This window comes from Streptomyces sp. NPDC033177 (assembly GCF_055577715.1).
Genome location: NZ_JBVIPS010000002.1, coordinates 194,670 through 216,090, shown reverse-complemented (window position 1 = coordinate 216,090; position 21,421 = coordinate 194,670). Strand labels below are relative to the sequence as shown.

The window sequence follows — 21,421 nt, the reverse complement described above, 5'->3', positions numbered from 1 at the left end:
CAGCCTAGAACGGGCCGGAAAGGCGCCGGACATGAGCCTACGCGCGTCGCGCCCGTTCGATCGTGTCGGCGCAGATTCATCCGTTCGTGTCGGCGCATTTATGTTTCAGCCGAGGGCGAGGACGACCAGAGCCGTCGTGGCCGCGGTCTCGGCGAGTGCGCCGAAGACATCTCCGGTGATGCCACCGAAACGGCGGACGCAGTGCCGCAGGAGGAGTTCGGCGGCGCAGACGGCGAGGAGGACGGCCGCCGCGTACTGCACCGCGTCCTGCGCCCCGAAGGGCACGGCGGCGAGGGCGGATACGGCGGTGACCAGTGCCGTCGCGAGCAGAGCCGCACCCCGGGGGACCGTTCCCGCCACCGCGGCCCCGAGCCCCTCCGGGCGGGCCGGCGGGACACCCTTGCGGGCGGCCAGGGTGAGGGCGAGGCGGGCCGCGGCCGCCGAGACGACCGCGGCGAGCGCGCCCCGGGTCCAGGAGGCCTCGTAGAGCTGGAAGAGGACGGCCACTTGGGCGAGCAGGACGAAGAGCAGCGTGATGACGCCGAAGGGGCCGACGTCGGACTGCTTCATGATGCGGAGCGCCTCGTCGGCCGGCTTGGCGCTGCCGAGCCCGTCGGCGGTGTCGGCGAGGCCGTCGAGGTGGAGGCCGCGGGTGAGTGCCGCCGGTACGGCGGCGGTGGCCACGGCTGCCGGCAGCGGGCCCGCCCCGAGGGCCAGGAGCGAGGCGCCGAGCGCGGCTGCGCAGCCCCCGACGACCAGCCCGGCCAGCGGCGCGCAGAGCATGCCGCTGCGGGCGGCGTCACGATCCCACTTGGCGACGCGGACCGGAAGCGCGGTGAGGGTCCCGAAGGCAAAGCGAAGGCCGTCGGCGGGGGAGGTTCGGGGCACGGCCGGAACAGTACCGGGGGCTGCGCCGGGCCTGAACGGAGCGCCCCCGCATCCGCCCCTGACCGAACAGCCTCTCCCACCCACCCACCCGTTCACCCCGCACCCGCACTGGCCGAACAGCCTCTCCCGCCCACCCGCCCGTTCACCCGCATCCGTCCCTGGTCGAACAGGCTCTCCCGCCCACCCGCCCGTTTACCCCGCATCCGCCCCTGGCCGAACAGGCTCTCCCGCCCACCCGCCTATCGCCCCGGGGCAATCGGGTGGGTGGGTGGGAAAGATTCGCCGCGAAGCGGCGACGCAGGGCAGCAGCGACGCAGGGAAGCGGCCGGTACGGAAAGCGGCGACGCAGGGCAGCAGCGACGCGCAGCAGTGCAGGGCAGCAGCAGCGACGCAGGGCAGCGGCCGGTACGGGGCAGCAGCGACGCAGAGAAGCGGCCGGTACGGGGAAGCGGTGACGCAGGGGAGCACCCACAGCACCCACCCGCCTGCGGCGAAATGCGGCAACCAGGCCCCCGGCCCAGGATGGGCCCATGGCCGACTGGTGGTACCGGAACATCACGGAGCCGGGAAAGCTCCCGCTGCTCCTGGCCCTGCTCTCCTTCGTGGGCTGCTTCCTCGTCACGCGGACCATCACGCGCCTCATCCGCGCGGGCAAGGGCCCCTTCCGGAACATCAGCTCGGGAGACGTCCACATCCACCACGTCGTACCGGGCATCTTCCTCATGCTCGTCGGCGGTTTCTGGGCGGTCGCCGCGGGCCGGCACAGCCTCGCCTCGATGTTCGCGGCGGTCATCTTCGGCATCGGCGCCGGTCTCGTGCTCGACGAGTTCGCCCTGATCCTCTACCTGGACGACGTCTACTGGGGCGAACAGGGCCGTAAGAGCGTCGAGGTCGTGATGCTCACCGCGGCCTTGGTGGTCCTCATCCTCACCGGCTTCACGCCGTTCGGCGTGAACGACCTGACGCCCGAGGAACGCGGCAACCGCGCGGGCTTCGCCCTGAACATCGCCGTCAACTGCTGCTTCGCCCTGGTCGCCCTGGCCAAGGGAAAGCTGCGGACGGCCCTCATCGGCGTGGTGATCCCGCTGGTCGCGCTGGTGGGAGCGATCCGCCTCGCCCGCCCCGGATCGGCATGGGCCAGGCGCTTCTACCGCAACCGGCCCCGTGCCCGCGCCCGATCGGGCCTGCGCGCCTTCCACCACGACCGCCGCTGGGCCGGACCGCGCCGCAGGATTCAGGACGTGATCGGCGGCAGACCCGACCCGGAACTGCCCCGCAGCCACCCGCCACGCCACTGAAGCACCTCCGAGCAGGCGCACAGCACCAGCACGGCCGCGATCGCCGCCAGATGCTCTCTGCCCGCGAGGTTGTCCTTGACGATCACTTCCACGACCATCGCGGCGATGACGAGCCCGGCCGTGCACCAGGCCCGGTACCGCCAGCACACGTACACCGCGAGGCCGACCACGGCGGCGGACGGCCCGGTGTCGACGACCTGCGCGTCGGACGCGGGGAGCCCCAGCGGGTGGCCCGGCCCCCACGCGATGCCCACGCGCGCGTAGAGCGTGCCCGCGAGGGTGGCCGCGTAGCCGACGACGAGCGTGCGCCACCAGCCGACGCAGATCTCCGCGATGCCGAACACCAGCAGGATCTGCGCGAGCGCACCCCAGACGGGCAGGTCGAGCGCGGGCACGAAGAGGGAGAGCGGGGTGCGAAGGAGGGCGAGCCAGAGCGGGTCGTCGGCCCGTACGGAGCCGATGTTCTGTACGAACTGATAGCCCCAGGACTGGTTCTGTGTGAACTGGAGCAGGGCGGTGAGGCAGACCGCGGCCAGTGTCATGGGCGCCGCCCGCCACCACCGCCCGGCGACGCCCTCCCGTATGGCGGCGTACAGCGGCCCCCACTCGGCCCTGGCCAGGCGGGCCAGTCGGCCGGACCGGGCCGGCCGGGCGGGGGCCGGGGCGGGGGCGTTCATCGTCGGGACTCCAGGTGCTTGCGGTGCAGCCACTTCGGCAGGCCCGGCGCTTCCAGGAAGCCCTCCGCGCGGGCCGACGCGAGACCGATGCGCGGCAGGTCACCGCTCTTCTCGAAGAGAAGGAAGCGGGGCTCCCAGATCGGGCGGTACTTCGCGTTGGCGCGGTACAGCGACTCGATCTGCCACCACCGCGAGAAGAAGGTGAGCAGTGAGCGCCACAGCCGCAGGACCGGGCCCGCGCCGAGCCGCGAGCCACGTTCGAAGACCGACCTGAACATCGCGAAGTTGAGGGAGACCTGAGTGATCTTGATCTCGCCGGCGCGCTGGAGCAGTTCGATGACCATGAACTCCATCAGGCCGTTCTCGGAGTCGCGGTCACGCCGCATCAGGTCGAGCGAGAGCCCGTTCGGCCCCCACGGCACGAAGGAGAGGACGGCCCGCAACTCGCCGTCGCCATCGGTGCATTCGAGCATCACGCACCGCCCGTCCGTGGGATCGCCGAGCCGCCCGAGCGCCATGGAGAAGCCCCGCTCGGTGGCCCCGTCACGCCAGTCGTCGGCCCGCGCGAGCAGGTACGTCATCTCGTCGGCGGGGATGTCCTCGTGGCGCCGGATGCGCACCTCGTAACCGGCCCTCTTGACCCGGTTGTACGCCTGACGGACCGACCGCATGGCCCGCCCCTCCAGCGTGAACTCAGCAGTCTCGACGATGGCTTCGTCCCCCAGTTCGAGCGCGTCCAGGCCATGCCGGGCGTAGATCGTGCCCGCCTCCTCGCTCGCACCCATCACGGCCGGGATCCAGCCGTGCTCACGGGCGTCGGCGAGCCAGGGTTCGATGGCGCCGGGCCAGGCCTCCGGGTCCCCGATGGGATCGCCGGAGGCCAGGGACACACCGCCGACGACCCGGTAGGCGACCGCGGCCTTGCCGCTCTGCGACCACACGACGCTCTTCTCGCGGCGCAGCGCGAAGTAGCCGAGCGAGTCGCGTTCGCCGTACTTGTCGAGCAGTTCGTGCAGTTTGCGCTCGTCGTCCTCGGTGAGCGGGTCGACCGCCTTGCGCGAGCGGAACGCCGCGTACAGGACGGCCAGGAGGAGGAGGGTGCTGAGCACGTTGATGGTGACGTTGACCCAGCCGGGCGTGGTGACGCCCTCGAAGCGCCGGTCGTCGGCGGCCAGCGAGACCAGGCGCATCGCGCCGTAGCGCCAGCGGTCGAGGAAGGTCGAACGGCCCTCGTCGTGCGCGTTGTTGGTGACGGTGACCAGGAGCGCGGCGATCAGCGAGGTCACGAGCAGCCCGCCGACGGCGACGGCCGCGGCGAGTTTCGGGTTGGAGCGGTCGCCCTTGGCGTAGAACTCGCGCCGCCCGACGATCAGCGCGGCGACGAAAGCGGCGGTCAGGACGAGGGAGATCCAGTTCTGCGCGTGCCGGCGGATCTCCGGGAAGACCATCGCGAACGCGAAGAGGAGCAGAAAGAGCCCGCTGAGCACGAGGTTGAGGATCCAGGCGGCCCGTTTGCGGCGGCGCATCGTGATCGCCAGGAACATCGTGAACGCGCCGGAGGCGAAGCCCGCGGTGAGCAGATAGGGCGTGAAGTAGTTCTCGGTGTTGTGCCGCCGCAGATCCTGCCCGAGGGAGACCCAGACCGCGCTCAGGAAGTTGATGAAGGTGACGGCGCGGAGGTACCAGACGCTGAAGGCCGCGGCGAGGCGCTGACGGCGCCCGGCAGTAGTTTGCTCATCTCCCATGAAAAGGGATCATATGGGGCACGCCGGGCCGTCACCGGCTGCGCGGGGACGCGCCGCTCAACCGGCTTCGGACGCGCCGCTCACTCCGCGTCGGATGTGCCGCCTACTCCGCTTCGGATTGTGCCGCCTACTCCGCTTCGGGGTCCCCGGCTCTGGGCGGCACCTCGGGGGCGGCTTCGGCGCGGGGCTCGGCCTCCGGCTCGGCGGTGGCCTCCGGCTCCGGCTCCGGCTTGTGTTCCGGCAGCTCGGCCGAGAGCGCCGCCGCGGCCCGCACCAGCGGCAGCGCGAGCAGCGCGCCCACACCCTCGCCGATCTGTACGCCCTGTTCGAGCACCGGGTCGAGTGCCATCCGGTCCAGGGCCTTGGCCTGCGCGGGCTCCCCGCTGTTGTGCCCCGCGAGCCACCAGTCCGGCGCCCGGAAGGCGACCCGCTGGGCCACGAGTGCCGCGGCCGAGGCCACCACGCCGTCCAGGACGACCGGCGTGCGCCGAACCGCGCACTGCAGCAGGAACCCGGTCATGGCGGCGATGTCCGCACCGCCCACCGTCGCGAGCAGCTCCAGCTGATCCCCGAGTACGGGCCGCGCCCGCCGCAGTGAATCCCGTACCGCCGCGCACTTGCGCATCCACGCGAGGTCGTCGATCGGCGAGCCGCCCCGCCCGGTGACCACGGAAGCGTCGGTTCCGCACAGCGCGGCGACCAGCGTCGCCGCGGGCGTCGTGCCGCCGACGCTCACATCGCCGAGCACGACCAGGTCCGTCCCGGAGTCGGCCTCCTCGTCGGCGACGGCCATCCCGGCCCGCACCGCGGCCTCGGCCTCCTCCGTCGTCAGCGCGTCCTCGATGTCGACGCGACCCGAGCCGCGCCGCACCCGATGCCCCGCGACCTCCGCGGGAAGCTCGGCCGGGTCGCAGTCCAGGGCCATGTCGACGACCCGGACGGGCACATCGAGACGGCGCGCGAGAACGGACACGGGGCTGGCGCCGGAGAGTACGGCGCGCACGAGTTCGGCCGCGCTGCCCGCGGGCCTCGCGGACACATCGAGGCCCGCGACCCCGTGGTCACCGGCGAAGAGGATCACGCGCGGTCGCTCGATCGGCTTGACCGGCACCGATGACTGGGCCGCGGAGAGCCACTCGGCCAGCTCGTCCAGGCGGCCGAGCGCTCCGGGCGGCACGCTCTGCCGTTCCCTGCGCTCCTCGGCGTCGCGGCGGATCCCGCCGTCGGGCCGCTCGATCAGGTCGGTGAAGTCGTCGAGATTCAGCGAGCTCATTCGCCGAACAGTACCGGCAGGGCTTGGCGGCGAGTCAGACGGCCCGGCCCTCCCCGGTGTCGTTGCGTCGGCATGAATAATCCCTTACGTACCGTTTGGTGCGCATTGTCGAGCCACATGCATCCGCGCCGCCCGACGAAGGAGCCCGCCACGCCCATGGACGCCGCCCAGGCCGCCGCCGCCCAGGCAGAGAAGATCTTCGCCGTCCCGTGCTCCACCCGCCGCCACCGGGCTCGGGCCCGCGCGATGGGCCGGTTCATCGAGCCCGAGAGCTGGCTGGACGTCGAGACCGGGCTCGGTCACTTCCCTGCCGTCGCGCAGGAAGTGCATCCGTACACCTCCTTCGACGGCCTCGACCTCACCGGGCGCGTGGAGGAAGGCCGCAGGGCCGGCCGTGTCGAGGAGGCCCACCGCGGGCTGCTCGCCGACCTGGCGCCGAAGCTCGCGGGGCGTTACGACGCGCTGAGCATGTTCCACTACCTGGAGCGCAGCGCCGATCCGCGCATCGAACTCATCGCAGCCCGCACGGTGTTGCGGCCCGGCGGCCATCTGATGATCGAGGTCCCCGTGCCGCGCAGCCGGTACGCCAGGATCCTCGACACGGGATGGATCAGGCCCCAGCCCTACCACCGCATCCCGCCCGATGCCCTGCACGCCGAGCTGGAGAGCCTCGGCTACACCGTCGTGGCCACCGACCGGCGCGAGCCGCACATCCCCTTCGACCTGACCGCGCGGCTCGCCGTCACCCTCGGCCGTATCCGTGCGGCCGCCCGTGTCGCGGTGCCGCTCCTGGCCGCGGCGGCCCTGGCCGACCGGATCCTCGCCCCCTTGGTGAGCCGCACCCGCTTCTCCAACGCCTACCGGATCATCGCCCGCCGCAACCCCACCGCCTGAACGGCCGGTTCAGCCGCGCAGGGTGAGCGCCTGGCCCGCCACGACCATCAGGACGTGCTCGCACTCCGAGGCGAACGCCGCGTTCAGACGGCCCAGTTCATCGCGGTAGCGGCGGCCCGACGCGGTCGCGGGGACGATGCCGGAGCCGACCTCGTTCGACACGGCGACGACCGTGCGCCGGGTCGCCCGCACCGCGTCCGTGAGCTCGGCGACCCGCTTGCGCAGCGCCCGCTCGCCACCGCCCGCCCATTCGTCGTCGTCCCACGCGTTCACCTCGTCCATGGCGTACGTCAGCCACAGCGACAGGCAGTCGATGAGCAGGGGAGGGCCGCTCTCCGCGAGCAACGGCACGAGGTCGCAGGTCTCGGCCGTGCTCCACGACCCGGGCCGCCGTTCCCGGTGGGCGCTCACCCGGTGCGCCCACTCGGAGTCGCCGTTCCTGGTGCCGCCCGTGGCCACGTACAGCACCTCGGGGAAGGCCTCGAGGCGCCGCTCGGCCTCCACCGACTTCCCGGACCGCGCACCGCCGAGGACCAGCGTCCGGCGCGGCACGTCCGGTACGTCCTCATAGGCGCCGACCACCAGCGTCGCCCCGTCCGGCACCGCCCGCGCACCGGCGGCGGCCAGCCTGCGGGTCAGTTCCGCGCCCGGCGGCGCCTCGTGGCCCAGATGGACGGCGACGACATCCGTGGTCGGCCCGATCGCCCCGGCGGCCCGCAGCCGCGCGAGACCGTCGGGGCGCCCCACCACATCGGCGAGGACCATCTCGTACGCGGGTTGCTCCTCCGGCAGCCCGGCCGGCGCACCGCCCGGCGGCAGATACAGCAGCCGCTCCCCGTCGGGACCCACGACTTCGTACCCCGTGCCGGGGTGGTCCATCGCCACCGCGCGCACCCGGTGCCCGGTGAGCAGCGCGAGCTCCCGCCCGTCGGGCACCCGGCCCGGCTGCGGCAGGCCCGCGGGCACCTCCACCGAGGGGCCGTCGTGCGGATGGGAGAGGAGCACCTGGCGTACACCGCTGAGCGAGTGCCCGGAGCGGGCGGCCGCGAAGGCGGCGCCAGGAGTGAGGTCGAGCAGCAGGACGCCGTCCACCAGGAGCGCGGTGGCGGCGCGCGCCGCGCTGCCGAGCGCGGTCGCGCAGGCCGCGCAGGGGCAGCCGGGGCGGGGCAGGCCTTCGGGGGCACCGGTGCCGAGCAGAGTCAGTTCCACAGGAAGATCCTCCCGCGTCACCGCGAGCGCCGCTCGCCCGGCTAGGCTGCGAAGGGCTTCATACAGCTGTCGGACCATCGGGAGGCTGGCATGGCGGCATGGACGTGGCGGTTCGAGAAGGCGGACGGGACGGAGGTCCAGCCCGCTCTGACGCCCGAGGAGTTCACGACTCAGGGGGACGCGGAGTCGTGGCTCGGCGAGTTCTGGAAGGAACTCGTGGAAGGCGGCGCCGACCAGGTGTCGCTCTTCGAGGACGCGAACAAGATCTATGGGCCGATGAGCCTGCACGCGGAGGACGCGGCGCAGGGATGACTGACGCCTGAACGTGAGGGGGCGCCCGCTTCGAGCGGGCGCCCCCTCACGCGTTCCCGCGTCGCGGGCCCCTACATCTCGCCCAGCGTGACGTCGGCGGTCTTCTCGGAGCCGTCCCGTACGTACGTCACCTGCGCCTTTTCGCCCGGCTTCTCACCGGCGAGTGCCTCGGAGAGCGAGGTGATGGTGGTGATCGCGGAGTTGCCGAGCTTGGTGATGATGTCGCCGTTCCGAAGGCCGGCCTTGGCCGCCCCACCGTTCTTCTGCGCGTCGACGACGGCGACGCCCGCGGGCTTGTAGTCGTCGCCGAGGACCGTGCGCCCGGTGATGCCGAGCGCGGCCCGGCCCGAGTCGGTGACCTTGCCGTCCTTGATGATCTGGTCGGCGATGGACTTCACCATCGAGGACGGGATCGCGAACCCGATGCCGGGCGCCGCGCTGTCACCCATCTGCGGATCGGACGCGGCGAGCGTCGGGATGCCGATGACCTCGCTGTCGAGGGTGACCAGGGCACCGCCGCTGTTGCCCGGGTTGATCGCGGCGGACGTCTGCACCATGTTCGCGATGGTGGCCCCGGCGGCCGCGCCCTCCGTACGGGGCTCGCTCACGGTCCGTCCGGTGGCGGAGATGATGCCCTGCGTGACGCTGGACGACAGGCCGAGCGGCGAGCCCATGGCGAGCACGATCTGCCCGACCTCGGCCTTCGTCGAGTCCGCGAACTTCGCGGGCTTGAGCTTGCTCGGCGGGTTGTCGATCTTGATCACGGCGAGGTCCTGCTCGGGATAGGTGGCGACGAGCTTCGCGGTGAGGGCCTGCTCCCCGGTGGCCGTCGTGACCTTGAAGGTCTCCTCCTTGCCCACGACATGGGCGTTGGTGACGACATGGCCCTCGTCGTCGTGGACGACGCCGGAGCCGAGGCTGTCGGAGGCGTCGATCTGGACGACCGACGGCAGGACGTCCTTGATCACCTGCTGATAGGCGTCCTGCAGATCGCTCTCCGCCATGGGCGCGGCCTGAGTGGTGGACTCACCGGAGTCCCCGGAACCGGTTCCGGAGCAGCCGCTCACGAGAAGCCCGGAGGCGACGACAACGGCGGCGGTGACGGTACGGATACGCGAGACAGTCATGCCCCGAGTGTTCCGTTTGCCCCAGTATGTCGCCCTGAATTAGAGGGCCGATCAGGGCCTTCGGCCCTCCCTCATCCCTACCGCCGCGGGGTGCTCGGGTGGGTGGGCGGGAAACATCCGCCGCGAAGCGGCGGACTCAGTCAGTCCCGCACGCCGCAGACATGCAACAGAGCCGCGACCCGGCGATACGGGTCGGTCCGCCCCGCCCGCTCCTCGGCGGCAAGCAGCGCCGCCAACTCCGCATCCTCCGACGGCGGAACCGCATCATCCGCCGCGCCGTCGGTGAAGACCCGCACCCCGTACCAGGCATGCAGCGGCGCCGCGATCCCCGCGAGCGAAGCCGAGACGGCGTCGAGCCGGTCGGCCCGCGCCTCCAGGCCGAGCCGATTGCGGTACACGGTGGAGTCGAAGGCGCCCATCGCCCCCGCCCAGTCCCCGGCGAGCCCCGGCCGCATGGCCAGCGCGTCCGCGTTCCGTACGAGGAGGGAGAGCAGCCCGCCGTGGGCCAGCATCCGGGCGAGCCCCGCAAGGAGCGCGTCGGGCTCCTCGACGTACATCAGGACGCCGTGGCACAGCACGACGTCGAAGCTGCCCGGCAGGAAATGCACCCCGGTCTCGCGCCCGTCGCCCTCGACGATCCGCACCCGGCCCTGGATCCCCTCGGGCTCGGCGGCGAGCGCGGCACGCGCCGCGGCCACCATCGCCGGATCCTGCTCGACGCCGGTCACCTTGTGCCCGGCGCGGGCGAGCCGCAAGGCCTGTGTGCCCTGGCCCATGCCCACATCGAGCACCCGCAGCCGCTGCCCCACGGGGAAGCGCTTGGCTATCTGCTCGTCGAGCTGCCGGGTCACCAGTTCCTGGCGTACGGCGTTACGCAGGCCGCCGAGCTTCTGAAGCCACGCGGCGGCCCCGCCGGCGAATCCGCTCAGGGCCGCTCTCCGCGCTTGACCTGCGGCTTCGGCAGTCGCAGACGGCGCATCTGGAGCGTACGCATCAGGGCGTAGGCGACCGCGCCCTTCTTGCTCTCGCTCGGGAAGCGCTCGTTCAGGCGCTTCTTCAGGCGCACCGCCGTCGTCACCGAGTCCACGATGATCAGGACGATCACGAAGAGCCAGAGAAGCAGCGCGATGTTCTGCAGCTGCGGGACGCGGACCATGCTCAGCACGAGGATGATCACCGCGAGCGGGAGGAAGAACTCCGCGATGCAGAAGCGCGAGTCGACGAAGTCACGCGCGAACTTGCGCACGGGCCCCTTGTCGCGGGCGGGCAGATAACGCTCGTCACCGCTGGCGAGCGCCTGCCGCTGCTTGTCCATCTGGACGCGGCGTTCACTGCGCTGCCGCTTGGCCGCCTCCTTGCGCGTCACAGGCGTGTTGGCCACGCTGCGGCGCTGGGTCTGGGCCTCACTGCGCTTGGGCGTGGGGCGGCCCTTGGGGGCCTCGGGGTCACGGGGCTGCTGGGAGTCGGTCACCGGGGCCTTGGCTACCGGGGCCTTCTCGTCCTTGGATCGGCTACGGAACACAAAACCCAAGGGTACGGGGTGCGGACGTGTGGACCCCAGTCCCACGGGGAACGATCCGGCAACACCGGGCGTCTTGATTGTGTGGCTAAGGGGACGTTCCGTGTGGTTTACAAGCGGTTTTCGGGCGGTTCCCGGGGGTGCACCTACTCCCTACGCCTGAGCCCGGCCGGACACAGTCGTCCTTGGGGATGAGCGCATCGGCACGCGAACAGTGCGGTAATGGATGCAGGGCCCGTACTGTGGGTTCTGAGCAGTACCTGGAGCTGGAAGTCCGTCAGAAGGGGGCGCGCGAAGCCCATGAGCGGTGTCATGAAGCGTATGGGGATGATCTTCCGCGCGAAGGCGAACAAGGCCCTTGACCGGGCCGAGGACCCGCGCGAAACCCTCGATTACTCGTATCAGAAGCAGCTCGAGCTGCTGCAGAAGGTGCGCCGTGGTGTCGCCGACGTGGCGACGTCACGCAAGCGCCTGGAGCTGCAGCTGAGCCAGCTCCAGAAGCAGTCCTCCACCCTTGAGGACCAGGGCCGCAAGGCCCTCGCCCTCGGCCGTGAGGACCTGGCCCGCGAGGCGCTCTCGCGCCGTGCGGCCCTGCAGCAGCAGGTGACCGACCTGGAGACGCAGCACCAGACGCTCCAGGGCGAGGAGGAGAAGCTCACCCTTGCGGCGCAGCGCCTCCAGGCCAAGGTCGACGCCTTCCGCACGAAGAAGGAGACGATCAAGGCCACGTACACCGCCGCCCAGGCGCAGACCCGGATCGGCGAGGCCTTCTCCGGCATCTCCGAGGAGATGGGCGACGTCGGCATGGCGATCCAGCGCGCCGAGGACAAGACCGCTCAGCTCCAGGCGCGGGCGGGCGCGATCGACGAACTGCTCGCTTCCGGTGCTCTCGACGACTCCTCCGGGCTCGCCAAGGACGACATCCAGTCCGAGCTGGATCGCCTCTCCGGTGGTACTGATGTAGAGCTGGAACTGCAGCGCATGAAGGCGGAACTGGCCGGGGGCTCGACGTCGAAGCAGGCCATCGAGCCGGGTCAGGGGCAGCCCCAGGCCAAGGAGCCGCAGGACACCCCGCGCTTCGACAAGCAGTAGTTCACCGCTCACGTCCGAGGAGGGCGACATGATCGTACGGATCATGGGGGAGGGGCAGGTGAAGCTGGCCGACAGCCACTTCACCGAACTGAACAAGCTGGACGACGAGTTGCTCGCCGAAATGGAGAGCGGCGACGAGTCCGGCTTCCGCCGGACGTTGAACGCGTTGCTGGACAAGGTCCGGGAGCTGGGCGAACCCCTCCCGGACGACGCGCTCGAACCCTCGGAGCTGATCCTCCCCGGACCGGACGCGACGCTGGACGAGGTCCGGGAAATGCTGAGCGACGACGGCTTGATCCCTGGTTAGACACTGGATGCGGGGCAATCAGGTGGGTGGGCGGGGAAGGTCCGGCGCGAAGTGGCGGGCCAGGACGCCCAGGGAGTCGGAGCTCGGCCATGACAAAGGGCAGGGCAAGGCGTGACCACTCTCGTGCGAGGCCGCTGCTGGGCCAAGGCGCACCCCCTGGCCGTGGACGGAACCCTCGCGGCAGCCGTCCTCGTGTGCATGGTCATCGGTTCCTTCGTCGAGCCGTACGGCCATGACGGCGGCCCTTCCTGGGGCACCCGCACCCCGGGCACCCTCAGCCTCGTCCTGATGCTGCTCGGCGCCTCCGCGCTGATCTTCCGCCGCCGGGCCCCCTGGATCGTGCTCGCGGCGACCTGCACCTGCACCGTCGCCGACCTGATCACCGGCGAATACCGCGGAAGCGTCGTCATGAGCGCGGTCATCGCCCTCTACACCGTCGCGGCCACCACCAACCGCCCCACCACCTGGCGCGTCGGCCTGATCACCATGACCGGGCTCACCGCGGTGGCGATGCTGGCGGGCCCCCTGCCCTGGTACGCGCAGGAGAACCTCGGCATCTTCGCCTGGACCGGTATGGCCGCGGCCGCCGGGGACGCCGTCCGCAGCCGCCGCGCCTTCGTGGACGCCATACGCGAGCGCGCCGAACGCGCGGAACGCACCCGCGAGGAGGAGGCCCGGCGCCGCGTCGCCGAGGAACGGCTGCGCATCGCCCGCGACCTGCACGACGTGGTCGCCCACCACATCGCCCTCGTCAACGTCCAGGCGGGAGTCGCCGCCCACGTCATGGACAAGCGGCCCGACCAGGCCAAGGAAGCCCTCTCCCACGTACGCGACGCCAGCCGCTCCGCGCTCAACGAACTGCGCGCCACCGTCGGCCTGTTGCGGCAGACCGGCGACCCCGAGGCCCCCACCGAGCCGGCCCCGGGCCTGGCCCGCCTCGACGACCTCGTCGAGACCTTCCGCCACGCGGGCCTCCCCGTGGAGGTGACCTGCGACGACACGGTGGCCGACCTGCCCGCCGGGGTCGACCTGGCCGCGTACCGCATCATCCAGGAAGCCCTCACGAACGTGCAGAAGCACGCGGGCGTGGGCGCCAAGGCCGAGGTCAGCGTCATCCGCGTGGGGCCGAACGCCGAGGTCACGATCCTGGACGACGGCGGGGGCGAGAAGAAGGAACCGGCCGGCGAGGGTGATGGCGGCGGGCACGGCCTGCTCGGCATGCGCGAGCGCGTCAGCGCCCTGAACGGCCGCTGCACCGCCGGACCCCGCTACGGCGGCGGCTTCCGCGTCCATGCGATCCTGCCGGTCACGGCAACGCCGGTCACCCCGGCAGAGGGAGGGACCGCGTGACGATCCGGGTGCTGCTCGCCGACGACCAGGCCTTGCTGCGCAGCGCGTTCAAGGTGCTCGTCGACTCCGAGCCCGACATGGAGGTCGTCGCCGAGGCGTCGGACGGCGCGGAGGCCGTCGAGCTCGCCAGATCCGAGGCCGCGGACGTCGTCCTGATGGACATCCGCATGCCCGGCACGGACGGCCTCGCCGCCACCCGGCTGATCAGCGCCGACCCCGAGCTCGCCCACGTACGCGTGGTCATGCTGACCACCTTCGAGGTCGACGAGTACGTGGTGCAGTCGCTGCGCGCCGGTGCCTCCGGCTTCCTCGGCAAGGGCGCGGAGCCGGACGAACTGCTCGGCGCGATCCGGATCGCGGCCGCGGGCGACGCCCTGCTCTCCCCGGTGGCGACGAAGGGCCTGATCGCCAAGTTCCTCGCGCAGGGCGACAGTTCGGACGAGGAGAACGGGGCGCGCGGCGAGCGGCTCGACGCGCTCACCGGGCGTGAGCGCGAGGTGCTCGTCCAGGTCGCGGGCGGCCACTCGAACGACGAGATCGCCGAGCGCCTGGAGGTCAGCCCGCTCACCGTGAAGACGCACGTGAACCGTGCGATGGCGAAGCTGGGCGCCCGTGACCGGGCACAACTCGTCGTGATTGCCTACGAATCGGGCCTGGTACGCCCAAGGGTGGAGTGATTGCGGGTGCGACGTACTGCACTCGCAGTATGCGCCGCGTTAGAACGGGTCCTCGGAGGGACGATTCCTGCTCTGGACATGGCAGATCGTGTAGGGGGCACCGGCTGGCCGGTGCCCGTTCCTGCGCAGTACGCCACAGAGAGAGACCACCATGTCCTGGCTGTCCCGGTTCAGCCTCGCCCAACGGGCCCTTGTCGGGCTGATATCGATCATCGCCCTCGTCTTCGGCGCGATCGCGATCCCTCAGCTCAAGCAGCAGCTGCTGCCCTCCATCGAACTGCCGATGGTGTCCGTCCTGGCCCCGTATCAGGGCGCGTCCCCCGATGTGGTGGAAAAGCAGGTCGTCGAACCCCTTGAGTCCTCGATCGACGCGGTTGACGGCATCACCGGCATCACCTCCACGGCGAGCGAGGGCAACGCCGTGATCATGGCCCAGTTCGACTACGGCAGCGGCTCCAAGCAGCTCGTCGCCGATGTCCAGCAGGCCGTGAACCGCGCCGGGGCCCAGCTCCCCGACGACGTGGACCCGCAGGTCATCGCGGGCTCCACGGACGACATCCCGACCGTGGTCCTCTCCGTCACCTCCGACAAGGACCAGCAGGCGCTCTCCGACCAGCTCGACCGCACCGTCGTGCCCTCCCTCAAGGACATCGACGGCGTCGCCCAGGTCACCGTCGACGGCGTGCGCGACCTCCAGGTCGACGTCACCCCGGACGACAGGAAGCTGGCCAAGGCGGGCCTGACCCCGGCCGCGCTCGGCCAGGCGCTCCAGGCCGGCGGCGCCACGCTGCCCGCGGGCTCCTTCGACGAGGGCGGCAAGAACCGCACCGTCCAGGTCGGCGGCGGCTACACCTCCCTGAAGCAGATCCAGGACCTGATGGTCGCCGCCGAGGCCAAGCCGGGGGAGCGCCCTGCCAAGCCGGTGCGCCTCAGTGATGTCGCCACGGTGAAGCAGGCGCCCTCCGAGGCCACCTCCATCACGCGGACCAACGGCAAGCCCAGCCTCGCCCTCGCGATCACGATGGACCAGGACGGCAGCGCCGTCGCCATCTCCGACGCGGTCAAGGACAAGCTGCCCGACCTGCGCAAGGACCTCGGCGCGGGCTCCGACCTGACGGTCGCGAGCGACCAGGGCCCCGCGGTCTCCAAGTCCATCGACGGCCTCACCACCGAGGGCGCCCTCGGCCTGGTCTTCGCGGTCCTGGTCATCCTGGTCTTCCTGGCGTCGATCCGCTCGACGCTGGTCACCGCGGTCTCCATCCCGCTCTCGGTCGTCCTCGCCCTGATCGTGCTGTGGACGCGGGACCTCTCCCTCAACATGCTCACGCTCGGCGCGCTGACCATCGCCATCGGCCGCGTCGTCGACGACTCGATCGTGGTCCTGGAGAACATCAAGCGTCACCTCGGCTACGGCGAGGAGCGCGAGGCCGCGATCATCACGGCCGTCAAGGAGGTCGCGGGCGCCGTGACGTCCTCGACGCTGACGACCGTCGCGGTGTTCCTGCCGATCGGCCTGGTCGGCGGCATGGTGGGCGAGCTCTTCGGCTCCTTCTCGCTGACGGTCACGGCGGCGCTCCTGGCCTCCCTGCTCGTCTCGCTCACGGTTGTGCCGGTCCTCTCGTACTGGTTCCTGCGTCCCCCCAAGGACGTCCGCGGCGCCGACCCGGAGGAAGCCCGCCGCAAGGCCGAGGAGAAGGAGGCGAAGAGCAGGCTCCAGCGCTTCTACGTCCCCGTGCTCCGCTTCGCGACGCGGCGCCGTTTCACCAGCCTCGTCATCGCGGTCGTGGTCCTCGTGGGCACGTTCGGCATGGCACCGCTCCTGAAGACCAACTTCTTCGACCAGGGCGAGCAGGAAGTCCTGACCATCAAGCAGGAGCTGAAGCCGGGCACCAGCCTGGCGGCGTCCGACGCCTCGGCCAAGAAGGTCGAGAAGATGCTGGACGGTCTCGACGAGATCAAGGACTACCAGGTCACGGTCGGCTCCTCCGGTTTCATGGCGGCCTTCGGCGGCTCCACGGACACCAACCAGGCCTCGTACACCCTGACGCTCAAGGACAAGTCCTCGTACGACAAGACGCAGGACAAGGTCGAGGAGGAGCTCGGCAAGCTCTCCGGCATCGGCCAGACGTCCATCGCGGCCGGTGACGGCTTCGGCAGCCAGGACCTGAGCGTGGTCGTCAAGGCCGCCGACGGCGATGTGCTGCGCGAGGCGTCCGACGAGGTGCGGGACGAGGTCGCGAAGCTCGACGACGTCACGGACGTGCAGAGCGACCTGTCGCAGAGCATCCCGCGGATCTCGGTCAAGGCGAACTCCAAGGCCGCCGCGGCCGGGTTCAACGACACCACCCTCGGCCAGGCCGTCGCCCAGGCGGTCCGCGGCACCGAGAGCGGCAAGGCGATCCTGGACGACACCGAGCGCGACGTCGTGGTGAAGTCGAAGCAGCCGGCGAAGACTCTCGCGGAACTGCGGAAGCTGAACCTCGGCTCCGTGAAGCTCGGTGAGATCGCGGACGTCAAGCTGGTCGACGGCCCGGTCTCGATGACCCGCATCGACGGCGCCCGCGCCGCGACGATCACCGCGAAGCCGACCGGCGAGAACACCGGCGCCGTCAGCGCCGACCTCACCAAGAAGCTCGACGCGCTGAAGCTGCCGGACGGCGCCACGGCGTCCATCGGCGGCGTCTCCGAGGACCAGGACGAGGCGTTCGCCTCGCTCGGCCTCGCGATGCTCGCGGCGATCGCGATCGTCTTCATGCTGCTCGTGGCGACGTTCCGCTCGCTCGTGCAGCCGCTGATCCTGCTGGTCTCGATCCCGTTCGCGGCCACGGGCGCGATCGGCCTGCTGATCGCCACCGACACCCCGATGGGCGTCCCGGCGATGATCGGCATGCTGATGCTGATCGGCATCGTGGTGACGAACGCGATCGTCCTGATCGACCTGATCAACCAGTACCGCGGGCAGGGTCACGGCGTGGTCGAGGCGGTCATCGAGGGTGGCAGGCACCGCCTCCGCCCGATCCTGATGACGGCCCTCGCGACCATCTTCGCCCTGCTCCCGATGGCCCTCGGCATCACGGGCGAGGGCGGCTTCATCGCCCAGCCGCTCGCGGTGGTGGTCATCGGCGGCCTGATCACGTCGACGCTCCTCACCCTCCTCCTCGTCCCGACGCTGTACGCGATGGTGGAGCTCCGCAAGGAGAAGAGGCGCACGAAGCGCGAGGCGAAGCGGGCGAAGAAGGCGGGCGTCCCCGCCCAGGCATCCGAGGACACGGAGCCCGCCCAGGTCTAGGAGCGGCTCCCGTCAACCAGGACGCCCGGCACGATCAGCGACGGGGCGCCCCTCATCCAGAGGGGCGCCCCGTCCGCGTACGCCCACCGCAAGTGCCAGCACGGCAGCCCCGCTGCACAGCGTCATCCCCACGAACAGGGGCACCGCGGTGTGCTCACCGCCGAGCCCCACCAGCGGCGCGACCACCGCGCCCAGTGCGCTCTGGGCAGTACCCAGCAAGGCGGACCCCACGCCGGAGGCGAACGGTACCCGTGCCAGCGCGAGCGCCGCAGCGTTGGCCACGACGAGCCCGAGCCCACCGCACACCAGAGCCATCAGTACCAGGCACACCACCACCCCCAACAGCCCCGCCAGCGTGAGGGCAAGCAGCAGCGTCGTACCCGTGAGCATCGCGAGGAGCCCGGCCCGCAGCAGCGCTTCGGGAGCGACCCGCGCCACGAGGCGGGAGCCCACCGCACTGGAGAGCGTCGCGACCACGGCCCCGCCCGAGAACGCGAGGGACGACGCCCCCACCCCCATGCCCAGCACGTTCTGCAGCAGGAACGGTGACCCGGCGATGTAGCAGAACAGCATCCCGAACCCGAAGGTGAAGGCGAGCGTGTAGCCCACGTACGCCCGGTCGCCCACGACCTCGCGGGCCGAGGCCACCACCTGCCGTACCCCGCCCTCGTGCCGCCGCTCCCTCGGCAGGCTCTCCGGTACGCCGACCACCACTGCCAGGGTCACGAGTAGGGACACCCCGGCGAGCACCCAGAAGACGCCACGCCACCCTGCGGCCCCGATCACCGCGCCGCCGGCCAGCGGGGCGATGATCGGCGCGATCCCGGCCAGCGTCATGAGCACCCCGAACAGCCGTGCGGCCGCGGCGCCTTGGACCCGGTCGGCGACCACGGCCCGGCTGATCACGACCCCCGCGGCCCCGCTGAACCCGGTCACGAACCGCAGCGCGACCAGCCACCCCAGTGACGGCGCCATGGCACACAGCGCGGTCCCCGCGGTGCACACGGCCGCGCCCGCGAGCAGCGGCGCGCGTCTGCCGTACCGGTCGGAGAGCGGCCCGAAGACGAGATGCCCGAGCGTCATCCCGACGAGGAACGCGGTCAGCGTGAGCTGCACGCCGGAGGCGTCGGTGTGCAGTTCGTCGGCCATCCGCGGGAAGGCGGGGAGGTACATGTCGGTCGAGAGCGGACCGATGAACGAGAGCAACGCGAGCGCGGCGGTGAGCAAGGGCATGGCGGAGAACCCCCCGGCGAGTTAGGGATAGTTATATATCTATAGGTGACGCTAGCATGGGGGCGTGACAGAGCAGAGGGACGTGGAGAACGACGAGGCCGACCGCAGGCTCCTGCGGCACGCCAGGGAGCTGACCCCCGCGTTGTACGCGCTCTCGCGCGTGCTGCGCTTCCAGGGCATGGAGGAGGCGGGGCTGTGGCGGCTTCCGCCGTCGGAGCTGGAGCTGATGCGCTACGTCCACGCGGAACCCGGCGTGACAGTGAGCGTCCTGGCCCGTGAACTCGGCCTGCACGCCAGCAATGTGAGCGCCACGGTCCGCGGCCTGGTCAACGCCGGACACCTGGAGCGCGAGAAGGACCCGAACGACGGCCGGGTGGTGCGCCTGAAGCCGACCCTCAAGGCGGAGCAGGGCATGGCCCTGATCGAGAACGCCTGGGCGGAGATCTTCGCCGACGCGCTCGCCACGCTCTCCGAGGAGCAACTGGTGGCGCTGATCGCGTCCGTACCGGCCCTGGAGGCGCTGGGCGGCGCGCTCAAGGAGCGTAGATCGCGGCTGGAAGAGCGTAGAACGCGCTAAGGGGCACCCGCAATGGCGGGCACCCCTTACGCGACGGACAAGCGGCAGCCCTACGGCAGCGCCAGCATCCGCTCCAAGGCCAGCTTCGCGAACTGCTCGGTCTCGCGGTCGACCTCGATCTGGTTGACCAGCTTGCCCTCGGCCAGGGACTCCAGGGCCCAGACCAGGTGCGGCAGGTCGATCCGGTTCATGGTCGAGCAGAAGCAGACCGTCTTGTCGAGGAAGACGATCTCCTTGTCCTCGGCGGCGAAACGGTTCGCCAGGCGGCGTACGAGGTTCAGCTCGGTCCCGATCGCCCACTTGGAACCGGCGGGGGCCGCCTCCAGGGTCTGGATGATGTGCTCCGTGGAGCCCACGTAGTCCGCCGCGGCCACGACCTCGTGCTTGCACTCGGGGTGCACCAGGACGTTCACGCCGGGAATCCGCGCGCGCACGTCCTCCACGGACTCCAGCGAGAAGCGCCCGTGCACCGAGCAGTGCCCGCGCCACAGGATCATCTTCGCGTCCCGCAGCTGCTGGACGGTCAGGCCGCCGTTCGGCTTGTGCGGGTTGTAGAGGACGCAGTCGTCGAGCGAGAGGCCCATGTCGCGGACCGCGGTGTTCCGGCCGAGGTGCTGGTCCGGCAGGAAGAGGATCTTCTCGCCCTGCTCGAAGGCCCACTCCAGGGCCCGCTTGGCGTTGGACGAGGTGCAGATCGTCCCGCCGTGCTTACCGGTGAAGGCCTTGATGTCGGCAGAGGAGTTCATGTACGAGACGGGCACGACCTGCTCGGATATCCCGGCCTCGGCCAGCACGTCCCAGCACTCCGCGACCTGCTCGGCGGTGGCCATGTCGGCCATCGAGCAGCCGGCGGCCAGATCGGGCAGGACAACCTTCTGGTCGTCGGTGGTCAGGATGTCCGCGGACTCGGCCATGAAGTGCACGCCGCAGAAGACGATGTACTCCGCCTCCGGCCTGGCGGCCGCGTCCTTGGCCAGCTTGAAGGAGTCGCCGGTGACATCCGCGAACTGGATGACCTCGTCGCGCTGGTAGTGGTGGCCGAGCACGAAGACCTTGTCGCCGAGCTTCTCCTTGGCGGCACGGGCGCGTTCCACCAGGTCGGGGTCGGAGGGCGACGGCAGATCGCCGGGGCAGTCCACGCCACGCTCGCTCTTGGGGTCAGCCTCGCGGCCGAGCAGCAGCAGAGCGAGCGGTGTGGGCTGAACATCGAGTTCCACGAGGTCCACGGGGGACTGGGCGGTGGTCACGACACGCACCCTTTCTGAATGTGATGAGCGCGGCGGCAGCCGCTCCGGTGGAGCCGGTGCTTGCACCGGGGAGCCTTTTCGTCTAATTGACGTTATCTATCATAACCGCTTCACGTCAGTTTGACGATGGCCATTGTGTCGATGTGACGCGTTCGCCTCCGACGGGTCGATGCCCCGCCGGGCGGCATGTGCGAGCATGAAGGGACAGACAGCCGAGAGACACAGCACTCGGCCCGGAATGAATCCGCGGCCCCGACGGTTGCAACCGTCGGCAAGCAGTCTCCGTACAACCCGGGAGAGAAGCAGATGTCCGTATCGGACGAGACCACCACCGTGAGCGACGGCATCCTCCTGTCCGACGCCGCCGCGGCCAAGGTCAAGGGCCTTCTTGAGCAGGAGGGCCGGGACGACCTGGCGCTGCGCGTCGCCGTTCAGCCCGGCGGCTGCTCCGGCCTTCGCTACCAGCTGTTCTTCGACGAGCGCTCGCTCGACGGCGACGTGCTCAAGGACTTCGACGGCGTGAAGGTCGTCACCGACCGGATGAGCGCTCCTTACCTGGGCGGCGCCTCCATCGACTTCGTCGACACCATCGAGAAGCAGGGCTTCACGATCGACAACCCGAACGCCACGGGCTCCTGCGCCTGCGGCGACTCGTTCAGCTAAAGGCTCATACGAAGGCGGCCCCCGAGAACTTCGGGGGCCGCCTT

At 70.8% G+C, this 21,421-nt stretch carries 20 protein-coding genes; 10 read left to right on the top strand and 10 right to left on the bottom strand.

Annotated features, from left to right (window positions below; all coding sequences use genetic code 11):
• Positions 1 to 105 precede the first annotated feature (105 nt).
• Complete coding sequence (locus ACZ5U5_RS07030; RefSeq protein ID WP_469017443.1) at positions 106 to 888, bottom strand: adenosylcobinamide-GDP ribazoletransferase; 783 nt, start codon at positions 886 to 888, stop codon at positions 106 to 108.
• A gap of 530 nt (positions 889 to 1,418) precedes the next feature.
• Between ACZ5U5_RS07030 and ACZ5U5_RS07025 the strand changes: the two genes are divergently transcribed.
• Positions 1,419 to 2,186, top strand: coding sequence for a hypothetical protein (locus tag ACZ5U5_RS07025; protein WP_469017440.1), 768 nt, complete (start codon positions 1,419 to 1,421; stop codon positions 2,184 to 2,186).
• On the opposite strand, the gene ACZ5U5_RS07020 is transcribed toward ACZ5U5_RS07025, so the two are convergent.
• The 3 genes from ACZ5U5_RS07020 to cobT all read right to left on the bottom strand — a co-directional run bounded on the left by ACZ5U5_RS07020 (position 2,123) and on the right by cobT (position 5,881).
• Positions 2,123 to 2,863: a hypothetical protein gene (locus ACZ5U5_RS07020; RefSeq protein ID WP_469017438.1), complete on the bottom strand. Its 741-nt coding sequence runs from the start codon at positions 2,861 to 2,863 to the stop codon at positions 2,123 to 2,125. The genes ACZ5U5_RS07025 and ACZ5U5_RS07020 overlap by 64 nt on opposite strands.
• Positions 2,860 to 4,608 carry a phosphatidylglycerol lysyltransferase domain-containing protein gene (locus ACZ5U5_RS07015; protein ID WP_469017436.1) on the bottom strand — a complete coding sequence of 583 codons (1,749 nt, stop codon included), beginning with the start codon at positions 4,606 to 4,608 and terminating at the stop codon, positions 2,860 to 2,862. The genes ACZ5U5_RS07020 and ACZ5U5_RS07015 overlap by 4 nt, the downstream gene beginning before the upstream one ends.
• Before the next feature lie 127 nt (positions 4,609 to 4,735).
• Positions 4,736 to 5,881 carry a nicotinate-nucleotide--dimethylbenzimidazole phosphoribosyltransferase gene (cobT, locus tag ACZ5U5_RS07010; protein WP_469017433.1) on the bottom strand — a complete coding sequence of 382 codons (1,146 nt, stop codon included), beginning with the start codon at positions 5,879 to 5,881 and terminating at the stop codon, positions 4,736 to 4,738.
• A 156-nt stretch (positions 5,882 to 6,037) separates the two neighbouring features.
• Between cobT and ACZ5U5_RS07005 the strand changes: the two genes are divergently transcribed.
• Complete coding sequence (locus ACZ5U5_RS07005) at positions 6,038 to 6,775, top strand: class I SAM-dependent methyltransferase (RefSeq protein ID WP_469017430.1); 738 nt, start codon at positions 6,038 to 6,040, stop codon at positions 6,773 to 6,775.
• A 9-nt stretch (positions 6,776 to 6,784) separates the two neighbouring features.
• Here ACZ5U5_RS07005 and ACZ5U5_RS07000 read toward each other — a convergent pair whose 3' ends face one another.
• On the bottom strand, positions 6,785 to 7,984 hold the full coding sequence (locus ACZ5U5_RS07000) for a bifunctional adenosylcobinamide kinase/adenosylcobinamide-phosphate guanylyltransferase (protein WP_469017428.1): 1,200 nt from the start codon (positions 7,982 to 7,984) through the stop codon (positions 6,785 to 6,787).
• 90 nt (positions 7,985 to 8,074) lie between these two features.
• Between ACZ5U5_RS07000 and ACZ5U5_RS06995 the strand changes: the two genes are divergently transcribed.
• Positions 8,075 to 8,296, top strand: a complete 222-nt coding sequence (locus tag ACZ5U5_RS06995) for a hypothetical protein (protein ID WP_469017426.1) — start codon at positions 8,075 to 8,077, stop codon at positions 8,294 to 8,296.
• A gap of 71 nt (positions 8,297 to 8,367) precedes the next feature.
• Here the strand turns inward: ACZ5U5_RS06995 and ACZ5U5_RS06990 are convergent, their stop codons facing one another.
• The 3 genes from ACZ5U5_RS06990 to ACZ5U5_RS06980 form a co-directional block, all read right to left on the bottom strand.
• On the bottom strand, positions 8,368 to 9,423 hold the full coding sequence (locus ACZ5U5_RS06990; RefSeq protein WP_469017424.1) for a S1C family serine protease: 1,056 nt from the start codon (positions 9,421 to 9,423) through the stop codon (positions 8,368 to 8,370).
• Between the two features lie 140 nt (positions 9,424 to 9,563).
• Positions 9,564 to 10,274 (bottom strand): class I SAM-dependent methyltransferase, encoded by a 711-nt coding sequence (locus ACZ5U5_RS06985; protein WP_469017421.1) that lies wholly within the window; start codon positions 10,272 to 10,274, stop codon positions 9,564 to 9,566.
• 74 nt (positions 10,275 to 10,348) lie between these two features.
• A complete protein-coding gene (locus ACZ5U5_RS06980) occupies positions 10,349 to 11,023 on the bottom strand; it encodes a DUF3043 domain-containing protein (protein WP_469019308.1) in 675 nt (224 codons plus the stop codon).
• A 219-nt stretch (positions 11,024 to 11,242) separates the two neighbouring features.
• On the opposite strand from ACZ5U5_RS06980, the gene ACZ5U5_RS06975 reads away from it, so the two are divergent.
• From ACZ5U5_RS06975 to ACZ5U5_RS06955, 5 genes are all read left to right on the top strand, one after another.
• Positions 11,243 to 12,034, top strand: a complete 792-nt coding sequence (locus ACZ5U5_RS06975; protein WP_384279107.1) for a PspA/IM30 family protein — start codon at positions 11,243 to 11,245, stop codon at positions 12,032 to 12,034.
• Positions 12,035 to 12,062: 28 nt separating this feature from the next.
• Positions 12,063 to 12,341 (top strand): PspA-associated protein PspAA, encoded by a 279-nt coding sequence (pspAA, locus tag ACZ5U5_RS06970; protein ID WP_469017419.1) that lies wholly within the window; start codon positions 12,063 to 12,065, stop codon positions 12,339 to 12,341.
• Positions 12,342 to 12,452: 111 nt separating this feature from the next.
• Positions 12,453 to 13,691 (top strand): sensor histidine kinase, encoded by a 1,239-nt coding sequence (locus tag ACZ5U5_RS06965; RefSeq protein ID WP_469017417.1) that lies wholly within the window; start codon positions 12,453 to 12,455, stop codon positions 13,689 to 13,691.
• A complete protein-coding gene (locus tag ACZ5U5_RS06960) occupies positions 13,688 to 14,368 on the top strand; it encodes a response regulator (RefSeq protein ID WP_469017414.1) in 681 nt (226 codons plus the stop codon). Before ACZ5U5_RS06965 ends, ACZ5U5_RS06960 begins: the two co-directional genes overlap by 4 nt.
• Positions 14,369 to 14,519: 151 nt before the next feature.
• A complete protein-coding gene (locus tag ACZ5U5_RS06955) occupies positions 14,520 to 17,657 on the top strand; it encodes an efflux RND transporter permease subunit (RefSeq protein ID WP_469017412.1) in 3,138 nt (1,045 codons plus the stop codon).
• Between the two features lie 12 nt (positions 17,658 to 17,669).
• On the opposite strand, the gene ACZ5U5_RS06950 is transcribed toward ACZ5U5_RS06955, so the two are convergent.
• Complete coding sequence (locus tag ACZ5U5_RS06950; protein ID WP_469017410.1) at positions 17,670 to 18,890, bottom strand: multidrug effflux MFS transporter; 1,221 nt, start codon at positions 18,888 to 18,890, stop codon at positions 17,670 to 17,672.
• Between the two features lie 64 nt (positions 18,891 to 18,954).
• Between ACZ5U5_RS06950 and ACZ5U5_RS06945 the strand changes: the two genes are divergently transcribed.
• Positions 18,955 to 19,467 carry a MarR family winged helix-turn-helix transcriptional regulator gene (locus tag ACZ5U5_RS06945; protein ID WP_469017407.1) on the top strand — a complete coding sequence of 171 codons (513 nt, stop codon included), beginning with the start codon at positions 18,955 to 18,957 and terminating at the stop codon, positions 19,465 to 19,467.
• Positions 19,468 to 19,517: 50 nt separating this feature from the next.
• On the opposite strand, the gene nadA is transcribed toward ACZ5U5_RS06945, so the two are convergent.
• Positions 19,518 to 20,723, bottom strand: a complete 1,206-nt coding sequence (gene nadA / locus ACZ5U5_RS06940) for a quinolinate synthase NadA (protein ID WP_469017404.1) — start codon at positions 20,721 to 20,723, stop codon at positions 19,518 to 19,520.
• Between the two features lie 297 nt (positions 20,724 to 21,020).
• On the opposite strand from nadA, the gene ACZ5U5_RS06935 reads away from it, so the two are divergent.
• On the top strand, positions 21,021 to 21,377 hold the full coding sequence (locus ACZ5U5_RS06935; RefSeq protein WP_363307246.1) for a HesB/IscA family protein: 357 nt from the start codon (positions 21,021 to 21,023) through the stop codon (positions 21,375 to 21,377).
• Positions 21,378 to 21,421: the final 44 nt, after the last annotated feature.